We start from the raw sequence: 10,123 nt of genomic DNA, 5'->3' as shown, positions 1-10,123 counted from the left end.
ATTTCATGGAGAAACATATGAACTACCGCCTGATTGGGCTGGCTTTTGCAACCGTGCTTTTAGTGGGGTGTGCCAGTCGTTCGCCGGATAATTTGGAGCAGGGCCGCTCAGATCCGCTGGAAGGTTTTAACCGGGCAATGTTCAATTTTAACTATGAGGTTCTTGACCCTTATATCGTGCGGCCGGTGGCTGTGGTTTGGCGTGATTACGTGCCACAACCGGCCCGTAATGGGATGAGTAACTTCTTGGGGAACCTTGAAGAGCCGGCCAGCATGGTCAATAGCTTCCTGGTCGGTGATCCGTACAATGCCATGAAGCACTTTAACCGCTTCTTCCTGAACACTATTTTGGGTATGGGCGGCTTAATTGACGTCGCCGGTATGGCGAACCCGAAACTGGCGAAAGAAGTTCCGCACCGTTTTGGTAGCACCTTGGGGCATTACAATGTCGGTTATGGCCCCTATGTGGTATTACCGGCCTATGGCAGCTTCACCATTCGTGAAGATGGGGGCGATGCGGCTGATTACGTCTATCCAGTGCTGAGTTACCTGACTTTCTGGATGTCGGCGGGTAAATGGATGCTGGAAGGGGTAGAAACCCGTGCGCAGCTATTGGATTCCGATGGTTTGCTGCGTAATTCCTCCGACCCATATCTCATGGTGCGTGAAGCTTATTTCCAGCGCTATGATTTCCTGGCGAATGGCGGGCAGCTAAAACCGGAAGTTAATTCCAATGCTCAAGCTATTCAGGGCGATCTGGAAAGTATCGATTCAGCTAACTGATAGAGATGTTAGCCCGAAAATAAAAAAGCGCCGAAAGGCGCTTTTTTGTGTCTACTATGTATATACATTACGGCTCGGTGTATACTCATTGTAGACACAAAATTAAGGAGGTGGTTATGCGAGCTCAAGCCACATTACAGAAATGGGGTAATAGTGTTGCTTTACGATTGTCGGGTAATCTTAAAAGTATCCCTAATTTTGAGGTGGGAGACACTGTTGATATTGATATCAGCGAACAAGGTTTAGTCATTCAAAAAGTGGTCAAAAAGCCGTTAACCGAAGAAAGCCTACTGGCTGGGCTGACCGCTTATACGGCACATACTGATGAACTTGCACAACCCACGGAGAGGGAGCTTGATTATTAATGTATATACCCAAGCGCGGCGATATTTGTTGGTTGGATTTTGAACCAACGAAAGGGAAAGAGATTGGCAAGTATCGCCCAGCGCTCATACTTTCACATGAAACTTATAACCGACTAACAGGTTTGGTGATGTGTTGCCCTGTGAGCAGTAGTGTGCGTGGTTCACCTACCGAGGTACCGGTCACGAACCTTGACACCCCTTGTGTTGTGGCAACGACATTAATCCAAACTTTTGATTGGCGTCAGCGCAAAGCCAAGTTTTTAGTTGAATCAGAATCAGGTTTGTATGATGAGGTGCTAGCGAGACTTATCCCATTGATTGGGGGGGAGCATCTGCTTTCCTCTCGGGGATTGAGTAAATAAAAAAGCGCCGAAAGGCGCTTTTTTGTGGGCAATTTTTGATTAAATAATGCCGATTAGAAAGCGTAGTTGAAGTTCACGCCATACAGCAGTGCAGTACCTTTAGAGTCGAACTCATAAGTTTGTCCGCCCAATCCTGTTGGTGTTTTTTCCGTGATGTGCACGTTTTGGCCATGCATATAGGAAATACCAACATCAACAGATGCATCTTTGTTGAATGCGTAGGTAGTACCGGCACTTATCCAGAAACGATCTTGGTCTGGAATTGAGATAGTGCGGTTATCTGCTGGAACCGGGCTGTCATCAAAGGCAATACCGGTACGGAAAGTCCAGTTATCATCGTAATAATAGGTGGTACCCAGTGCGATACGATAAGCATCGTGGAAGCCTTCTTGCTTCTCAAACAACGTGTTACCGTTGGTTCCGGTTGCTTTCAGCTCTTTGAACTGGCTCCAACTGGTATAGGCCAGGCTATAGTGAATTGCCCATTGTGGCGCGACTTTATTGTAGCCGGACACTTCCCACACTTCTGGCAGATTCAGAGTTAATGCGCCTGGGATGACCTGACCACCTGTGCCGCTTGGCGGTGGCAACTGGCTGCTGAAATCACCATCAAAGTCGATTTTCACTTTTGAACGATAGGTAAAGCTGTAACGGTTTTCTTTATCCACTTCATACAGTACGCCGGCATTCCAACCATAGCCCCATTTGGTCCCTTCCATACGGGTGACTTCAGTATTGGCCGGGATAACTCCGCGACCAGCTTCACCAATATGGCGCACAATCTTGGCATCGGCATAAACTGCATTGAAGCCCAAACCAAAGCTGAAGTTTTCATTCAGGCGATAAGCTGTGCTCAAGTTTAGGTTGGCGGTTTTGAGGTCAGTTTGCCCCCCCAGAGAACCGGCAATATAGTCATCATTAAATTCAGTGGCCAAACCGTAGTTTGAAGTACCGGAAGCCCCAATCGCCCATTGCTCATTCAGCGGCATAATAAAGTGGATATTTGGGATCCACGCCGATGGCGCGATGTTTTTGGCACTGGTACTTCTGCCCGATAGGGGGGATGTGCCACTGATATCAACATTCGGATCGACATACACGAAGCCGCCAGAGAAAGATGGACGGTCGAACAAAGTCATTGCGGCGGGGTTGCGGCTACCAACAGAAGCATTGTCAGCAACAGCGCCTTCACCAGAGAAAGAGCGGCCCAATGCAGCTGCTGAATATTCATTTAGCTGAAAGCCAGCTGCAGAAACGTTCGAAGAAACCAGTGCTACTGCAGCTGCCAGAGCTGATCGGGTAAACAGGTTTTTCTGGTTCATGACCAAAACCTCATTGTTTTATTTAAACTATGTTACTTACCGTAACAAGAGAATGCGGGATTGTAGGGTCCGTTATCGGTCAGACAAAGCAGACCAGTGGCTGAAGTATAGGTCCGACCTGTGTGCGTGTTGCAAGTATGTTTTAGGATTTGGTCAATTTTGATTGCAAAAAATAGACGTAGTTAACAAAAAAATCACAATTTGGTAGCAATTAATACATTGTTGATGAGAGGGCGAACAATTTTACCGTGATTTCCGTCACTTAATAGGCCTATAAACAGTAAGTCCTAGTGCCTTGTGGTCTAGGGGAGTAAAATGACGGTAGAGAAAATATTTTTTTGCACTCTGTCTTATCTGCGTTAATTGATAGCTGATGTGCGTTTATTTTGAAATATCCGTTGAGGAGAATTGAAGATGTCAGATGCAATCAATCGCTGTAGTGCGGAAGAAACCGCAGCTTGCTGCTGTATAGATGTGGGTACTATCATGGACAATACCGATTGTACCGCGTCCTATAGCTGCGTATTCGACAACCGTGCTGATGCTGAAGCCATGCTGAAAACGCTGACTGAAAAAGCGCGAGCTGTTGAATCTGAACCTTGCCTGATCGAACATAAGTTGGAAGAAACTACAGATGGTGTGCGCTTAACCATTGATTTCACTTTCTCCTGCCAGGCAGAAACCATGATCTTCCAGTTAGGTCTGCGTTAGTTCGCACCTTGCTGCAACTCGAATTATTTAGGATATAGGTAAGTTGAATATCCCTAAAACGCGGAGCTTTTTGCTTCGCGTTTGTTTTGGTGCCTCCCTGCACCTCGCACTGAATTTATTGCACCAGAGACATCGGCTTTATATGTCTTATCTACCCGCCAGTTCCTCTCTTTCCTTTCTTTTTATAGCGAAAAGTTGCTCCTGCTCTCACTTTCCTGCTCTATAGGTTTACCAAATGTAAATGTTTGGTTAACAATAATTGGATCAGGTCAGACCTGTTATTTTGTTATGCTTTAATAAAAGCCACTTTGATTTATCAGGAGCATGTATGAGTAAGCCATTACCGCTAGTGACACGTCAGGGCGATCGCATTGCCATAGTCAATGGCCTGCGAACGCCTTTTGCCAAGCAGGCAACTGCTTATCACGGCGTACCAGCTGTAGATTTAGGCAAAATTGTGGTCAGTGAACTCTTGGCCAGAAGCGGTGTTGCTCCTGAATTCATTGATCAACTGGTGTTTGGTCAAGTCGTCCAAATGCCGGAAGCGCCAAACATCGCGCGGGAAATCGTGCTGGGAACGGGCATGAGTGTACATACCGATGCTTATAGTGTCTCCCGTGCCTGTGCCACTAGCTTTCAGGCGGTGGCCAATGTGGCGGAAAGTATCATTGCTGGCTCAGTGACTGTGGCGATCGCCGGTGGTGCGGATTCTTCCTCTGTTTTGCCTATCGGTGTCAGCAAAGCACTGGCGCGGACCTTGGTTGACGTCAATAAAGCACGAACTTTATCTCAACGATTGAAATTATTTAGCCGGTTAAAATTGCGCGATTTGCTCCCGGTGGCTCCAGCTGTTGCAGAATACTCAACCGGCCTGCGGATGGGCGATACCGCTGAACAGATGGCAAAAACCTATGGTATTAGTCGCGAGGATCAGGACGCTTTAGCGCTGCGCTCTCACCAAATGGCGGCACAGGCCTGGCAGCAGGGATTATTACAAGATGAGGTGATGACGGCTTATATTCCGCCTTATCGTGATGCTATCACCGAAGATAATAATATCCGCAAAGATTCCACCATGGCGCAATATGCCAAATTACGCCCGGCATTTGATCGCAAGCACGGCAGTGTCACGGCGGCGAACAGCACGCCACTGACCGACGGAGCGGCTGCTGTCATGATGATGAGTGAATCAAAGGCTAAGGCGCTGGGTTTACAGCCATTAGGCTATCTGCGCAGTTTTGCATTTTCGGCCATTGATGTCTGGCAAGACATGCTGTTAGGCCCCTCCTACGCTACCCCCTTAGCACTTGATCGCGCCGGAATAACACTGGCAGATTTAACCCTCATTGATATGCACGAAGCCTTTGCGGCACAAACACTGGCGAACTTGAAAATGTTTGCCAGTGATAGCTTCGCCCGCGAAAAGCTGGGCCGCAGTCAGGCGATTGGTGAAGTTGATATGAGTAAATTCAACGTATTGGGTGGGTCAATTGCTTATGGTCATCCCTTCGCCGCGACCGGTGCGCGCATGATCACTCAAACATTGCATGAATTGCGTCGCCGCGGTGGTGGGCTAGGATTAACAACCGCTTGTGCTGCAGGTGGTTTGGGTGCCGCAATGATTTTGGAGGTGGAGTAATGAGCCAGGAAAATATTCTTAATCGCGGGGCTGAAACAGCCATCGTGGGCTGTGCCGCTCCGGCCCATTCGGTTTTCACCCTCGAGGTTCGGCCCGATAATATTGGTATCATCACCATTGATGTTATCGGTGATAAAGTTAATACCTTAAAGGCTGAATTTGCAGAGCAAATTGCTGAAATACTGCAACAAGCGCAGGCTTTGAGTCAATTACAGGGTTTAGTCATTATTTCTGGTAAACCGGACTCTTTTATCGCCGGTGCAGATATCAGCATGATTGCCGCTTGCCGTACCGCACAAGATGCGCGAGTTCTGGCTCAGAAAGGGCAATCCATTCTGGCACAAATTGCGGCGTTCCCGGTGCCGGTCGTCGCTGCTATCCACGGGGCTTGCCTCGGCGGTGGTCTGGAGCTGGCGTTGGCGTGTCATAGCCGCATTTGCTCGCAGGATGATAAAACTGTGCTCGGTTTGCCTGAGGTACAGCTTGGGCTGTTGCCGGGGTCCGGTGGTACCCAGCGTTTGCCGCGCCTGGTGGGGGTGAGTAAGGCGCTTGATATGATATTGACTGGCCGGCAGGTTCGCGCCCGTCAGGCACTTAACATGGGGCTGGTGGACGATGTGGTGCCGCAGGATATTCTGCTCGATGTGGCTATCCAGCGGGCTAAAGCCGGTTGGCTTGATAAGCCCGTCTTGCCGTGGCAGGAACGTCTGCTTAGCGGTCCATTAGGTAAGGCATTGTTATTTAATATTGTTCGCAAGAAAACACGGGCAAAGACAAAAGGCCATTATCCAGCAGCCGAGTGTATTATTGATGTGGTGCGTAAGGGGCTAGACCACGGTGGCCCTGCGGGATATGAAGCCGAAGCTAAAGCCTTTGGTGAGTTGGCAATGTCTCCTGAGTCAGCGGCATTACGCAGCTTGTTTTTTGCGACCACCTCGCTGAAAAAAGAGACTGGCGGCAAAGAACAGCCGCGGGTTATCCATCGAGTAGGAGTATTAGGTGGGGGGCTGATGGGCGGTGGTATTGCCAATGTTACTGCAACACGTGCGGGTTTACCGGTTCGGATTAAAGATATCAATCCAACGGGAATTAACCAGGCACTGAAATATACCTGGGATGCTTTGGGCAAGCGAGTGCGTAGCAAGCGGATGCGCCCGGCAGAGCGGCAGCGGCAGATGATGCTGATTTCCGGCAGCACTGATTATTGTGGCTTTGGCAATGTGGATATTGTGGTTGAAGCGGTATTTGAAGATTTGTCGTTGAAGCAGCAAATGGTGGCAGATATTGAGCATTTCGCTGCACCTCATACCATTTTTGCCTCCAACACATCATCCCTGCCAATCAGCGAAATCGCAGCACAGGCGCAGCGGCCAGAGCAGGTTATTGGTCTGCATTACTTTAGTCCGGTGGATAAAATGCCATTGGTGGAAGTTATTCCGCATGCAAAAACCAGCGAAGTAACCATTGCAACCACGGTTGCTTTAGCACGCAAACAGGGAAAAACAGCGATTGTGGTGGCAGATTGTGCCGGGTTCTATGTAAACCGTATTTTGGCTCCCTACATTAATGAAGCAGCTCGCTGTATATTAGATGGCGAACCTATCGATTCAATTGATAAGGCTCTGGTCGATTTCGGCTTTCCGGTAGGCCCGATAACCTTATTGGATGAAGTTGGGATTGATGTGGGCACCAAAATAATGCCCATTCTGGTAGAGAAATTAGGGCCACGTTTTGCGCCGCCGCCTTCATTTGATGTCATTTTGAAAGATGGGCGGAAAGGGCGTAAAAATGGCCGCGGTTTCTATCTTTATCCGGTTAAAAGTAGCGGTTTCAAGTGGAAGAAAAGTTCCGGTAAGCAAGTGGATTCCAGCGTTTATACCTTACTCGGCGTCACACCGAAGGCCCATCTCGAATCTGCCGTGATAGCACAGCGTTGCGTCATGATGATGCTGAATGAAGCCGCTCGCTGTCTGGATGAATCTATTATCCGTAACCCGCGCGATGGGGATATTGGTGCGGTATTCGGGATTGGTTTCCCACCGTTTTTAGGCGGGCCATTCCGCTATATGGACAACCTGGGCGCAGAAAAAATGGTAAAAACCCTGAATTTACTCGCGCAGCAGTATGGTGAGTGCTTTGAACCTTGCCCATTATTGGTCACGATGGCCGAGCAGCAACAAAGGTTCTATCCGCCGGAAAATAGTATAAATGAGCGGGTAGTCAATCCCGAAAATTAAGAGTGTGAACGGGATCACCACCTGCAATTCTAACTATTCAGGTGGCTGTACACTGAGGGCAACCCGCGCTACTTTAAATCAGAATCACGCAAAGTGACTATTCGTGCCAAAATGAATGAATAGCCATTTATTGTGCAGGTGATAGAGTTTAGATTAAGCTGTTGATATGGTTACTCTGTAACCAATCAAGGTTGGCTGTTGGTGTTGCTGGTGTAAAAACAGCCATTTTCTTTACCTTAAGTTTCAGGCAAAATGCCCGGCCGCCATAGAGAGACGGCGCGTTATCGTTATGAAGTTTCTTTGCTTTCAAGCAAAGGTTTCGGCGGTACAGCACGCAAAGCGTTTCTGTATAGCGTTATTTTGTTAACAAAAACGGTGCAATATGCAAGTTTTCATTATGCGTCACGGTGACGCGGCCCTTAACGCCCCCAGTGATGCGCAAAGGCCTCTTACTCTGTGTGGTCAGGATGAATCACGCCAGATGGCAAGCTGGTTAAACGACCAGTCAGTCGATATTGAAAGGATTTTGGTTAGCCCATACTTACGCGCGGGGCAAACATTAGAAGTGGTGCGCGAGGTGATGACGCTTCCGGCAGAGCAGGAAGTGATGCCAGAATTAACGCCGGGTGGGGATGCCGCTTTTGTTTGTTGCTATTTACAAGCACTGGCAAAAGAAGATTGCGCTGCGGTGTTGGTTATTTCGCACTTGCCGCTGGTCGGGTATTTGGTGGCTGAACTTTGTCCGGGGCAATGCCCGCCAATGTTTGCGACTTCAGCAATTGCTTGTGTTGATTTGGATGACGAAACTGGCAAGGGGACTTTTGACTGGCAGGTTAGCCCGACACAACTTTTAGCTAAAGCTTGTCACGGCTAAATATCATCTGAGCCAATGTTCAATGAGCTAATGTTCAATAGGGTGCGGCATCACTGTCGCGCCTTTGTTATTTCTATTCTTATATTTTTCATGACAAAGGCATTCGTGACACCACAATGCTCATGACTGCTTCGCCCACCAATCCGGCTACTGTTCTAACGCGATTAATACCAATAATGCCGCTGTGCCGCCCCATTCTTTCGGGGCTTGATGGAATGCCAGTACATCGGGATGCTGCGCCAACCACAGCGGAGTTTGCTGCTTCAAAACATGCTTGCCATGCCCATGCATAACACAGGCGCAATGCACATGCTCGCGTTTGCAGGCGGCAATCAATGCTCCCAACTCTTGCTTAGCTTGTTTTTGGGTTAACCCGTGTAAATCTAAAAACATATCGGGTGAGTAATCGCCCCGTCGAAGTTTTTTTACTTCAAAATGATCAATACCTGGCCGCACATAGCGTGTTGGGCCGTCGGTATCTAATAACGGTTGGAATTCATCAGAAAAATAATGGCTGGCATCAACCTGCTCTTGCAGCAATCGTTCCGGCGCAATTTTTTTGCCGAGTTTGGGCGGCACACGATGGACAATTGTGTCTTGTTTCAGCTTCTTGGCTCCGGCTATCGACTCTTTAAATAGTGCTAATTCATCTGTTGTCAGGTGATATTTATTTTTCATTATCTGTTCATCGTACTTATGCAATTCCCCCAGTTTACCTGTTGATATGCATCTGTCTAAATAAATGTAATCTTAAGATTGGTGGCTTTAAGGTGTATTTCATTATTTGGTTATCATTCAACTGATGTATTGCTGCTGATTTGTGGCGGGCTTCATGGCAAACTAGGGGCATAGATAATGATTTTACGCCCTAGCTGGAGAATACCTTGGACAAGATTTTCGTCGATGAAGCAGTAAATGAGCTGCACACCATTCAGGATATGCTGCGTTGGGCAGTCAGCCGTTTTAATGCGGCCAATATTTTTTATGGTCACGGTACTGATAATCCGTGGGACGAAGCGGTGCAATTGGTTTTTCCAAGCCTATTTTTACCGATAGATATTCCGGAAGATATGCGCAATGCGCGCCTGACATCCAGTGAGCGCCATCGTATTGTTGAGCGAGTTATTCGCCGGGTCAATGAGCGTATTCCAGTTGCTTACCTGACTAATAAAGCTTGGTTCTGTGGCATGGAATATTATGTTGATGAGCGTGTATTGGTGCCACGCTCACCCATTGGCGAGCTGATTAATAACAATTTTGATGGGCTGATTCGCCATCAACCTAAACATATTCTGGATATGTGTACTGGCAGCGGCTGTATTGCCATTGCTTGTGCCTATGCTTTCCCGGAAGCAGAAGTGGATGCCGTTGATATCTCCAATGATGTGCTGGCAGTCACTGAGCACAATATTCAGCAGCATGGTATGGAGCATCAGGTCACGCCAATTCGCTCCGATCTGTTCCGTGATTTACCGCCTATCAAATATGACCTGATTGTCACCAATCCGCCGTATGTTGATGCCGAAGATATGGCCGATTTACCGGACGAGTTCCGCTTTGAACCTGAGCTGGGCTTGGCTGCGGGTAGCGATGGTCTGAAACTGGCCCGCCGCATTCTGGCCTGTGCGCCAGACTTTTTACAAGATGATGGTGTGCTGATTTGCGAAGTGGGCAATAGCATGGTGCATTTAATGGATCAATATCCAGATGTGCCGTTCACTTGGCTGGAGTTTGACAATGGCGGTGACGGCGTCTTTATGTTGACTAAACAACAACTGATTGATTGTGCGCCACATTTCAGTATATATCGCGATTAATTATTCACTTTAAA

General features: G+C 48.0%; 10 protein-coding genes. 8 read left to right on the top strand and 2 right to left on the bottom strand.

Translation table 11 applies throughout. From position 1 onward, the window contains the following. Positions 1-17: 17 nt before the first annotated feature. The 3 genes from mlaA to FTA91_RS09530 all read left to right on the top strand — a co-directional run bounded on the left by mlaA (position 18) and on the right by FTA91_RS09530 (position 1,509). Complete coding sequence (gene mlaA / locus FTA91_RS09540; protein ID WP_072082470.1) at positions 18-782, top strand: phospholipid-binding lipoprotein MlaA; 765 nt, start codon at positions 18-20, stop codon at positions 780-782. 116 nt (positions 783-898) lie between these two features. Beyond that, positions 899-1,147 carry an AbrB/MazE/SpoVT family DNA-binding domain-containing protein gene (locus FTA91_RS09535; RefSeq protein ID WP_050112943.1) on the top strand — a complete coding sequence of 83 codons (249 nt, stop codon included), beginning with the start codon at positions 899-901 and terminating at the stop codon, positions 1,145-1,147. After that, the gene (locus FTA91_RS09530; protein ID WP_050112944.1) at positions 1,147-1,509 is read left to right on the top strand and encodes a type II toxin-antitoxin system PemK/MazF family toxin; all 363 of its coding nucleotides are present in this window, start codon (positions 1,147-1,149) and stop codon (positions 1,507-1,509) included. Before FTA91_RS09535 ends, FTA91_RS09530 begins: the two co-directional genes overlap by 1 nt. Before the next feature lie 53 nt (positions 1,510-1,562). On the opposite strand, the gene fadL is transcribed toward FTA91_RS09530, so the two are convergent. Next, positions 1,563-2,831 (bottom strand): long-chain fatty acid transporter FadL, encoded by a 1,269-nt coding sequence (fadL, locus tag FTA91_RS09525; protein ID WP_050112945.1) that lies wholly within the window; start codon positions 2,829-2,831, stop codon positions 1,563-1,565. A 414-nt stretch (positions 2,832-3,245) separates the two neighbouring features. On the opposite strand from fadL, the gene FTA91_RS09520 reads away from it, so the two are divergent. From FTA91_RS09520 to sixA, 4 genes are all read left to right on the top strand, one after another. Then, positions 3,246-3,542 (top strand): YfcZ/YiiS family protein, encoded by a 297-nt coding sequence (locus FTA91_RS09520; protein ID WP_072076414.1) that lies wholly within the window; start codon positions 3,246-3,248, stop codon positions 3,540-3,542. Positions 3,543-3,870: 328 nt separating this feature from the next. Beyond that, positions 3,871-5,181 (top strand): acetyl-CoA C-acyltransferase FadI, encoded by a 1,311-nt coding sequence (fadI, locus tag FTA91_RS09515; RefSeq protein WP_050112946.1) that lies wholly within the window; start codon positions 3,871-3,873, stop codon positions 5,179-5,181. Beyond that, entirely contained in the window at positions 5,181-7,418 is a 2,238-nt protein-coding gene (gene fadJ, locus FTA91_RS09510) for a fatty acid oxidation complex subunit alpha FadJ (protein ID WP_186377357.1), read from the top strand. Before fadI ends, fadJ begins: the two co-directional genes overlap by 1 nt. Before the next feature lie 382 nt (positions 7,419-7,800). Next, on the top strand, positions 7,801-8,292 hold the full coding sequence (sixA, locus tag FTA91_RS09500) for a phosphohistidine phosphatase SixA (RefSeq protein ID WP_050112947.1): 492 nt from the start codon (positions 7,801-7,803) through the stop codon (positions 8,290-8,292). A gap of 147 nt (positions 8,293-8,439) precedes the next feature. Here the strand turns inward: sixA and smrB are convergent, their stop codons facing one another. Next, the gene (gene smrB / locus FTA91_RS09495; protein WP_145534629.1) at positions 8,440-8,970 is read right to left on the bottom strand and encodes an endonuclease SmrB; all 531 of its coding nucleotides are present in this window, start codon (positions 8,968-8,970) and stop codon (positions 8,440-8,442) included. A gap of 206 nt (positions 8,971-9,176) precedes the next feature. Here smrB and prmB point away from each other — a divergent pair, with 206 nt between their 5' ends. Beyond that, positions 9,177-10,109 (top strand): 50S ribosomal protein L3 N(5)-glutamine methyltransferase, encoded by a 933-nt coding sequence (prmB, locus tag FTA91_RS09490; protein WP_038631700.1) that lies wholly within the window; start codon positions 9,177-9,179, stop codon positions 10,107-10,109. Positions 10,110-10,123 lie beyond the last annotated feature (14 nt).

It is taken from the genome of Yersinia thracica (genome assembly GCF_902170565.1).
GTDB lineage: Bacteria > Pseudomonadota > Gammaproteobacteria > Enterobacterales > Enterobacteriaceae > Yersinia > Yersinia thracica.
This window is presented reverse-complemented; position numbering and strand designations above follow the sequence as displayed.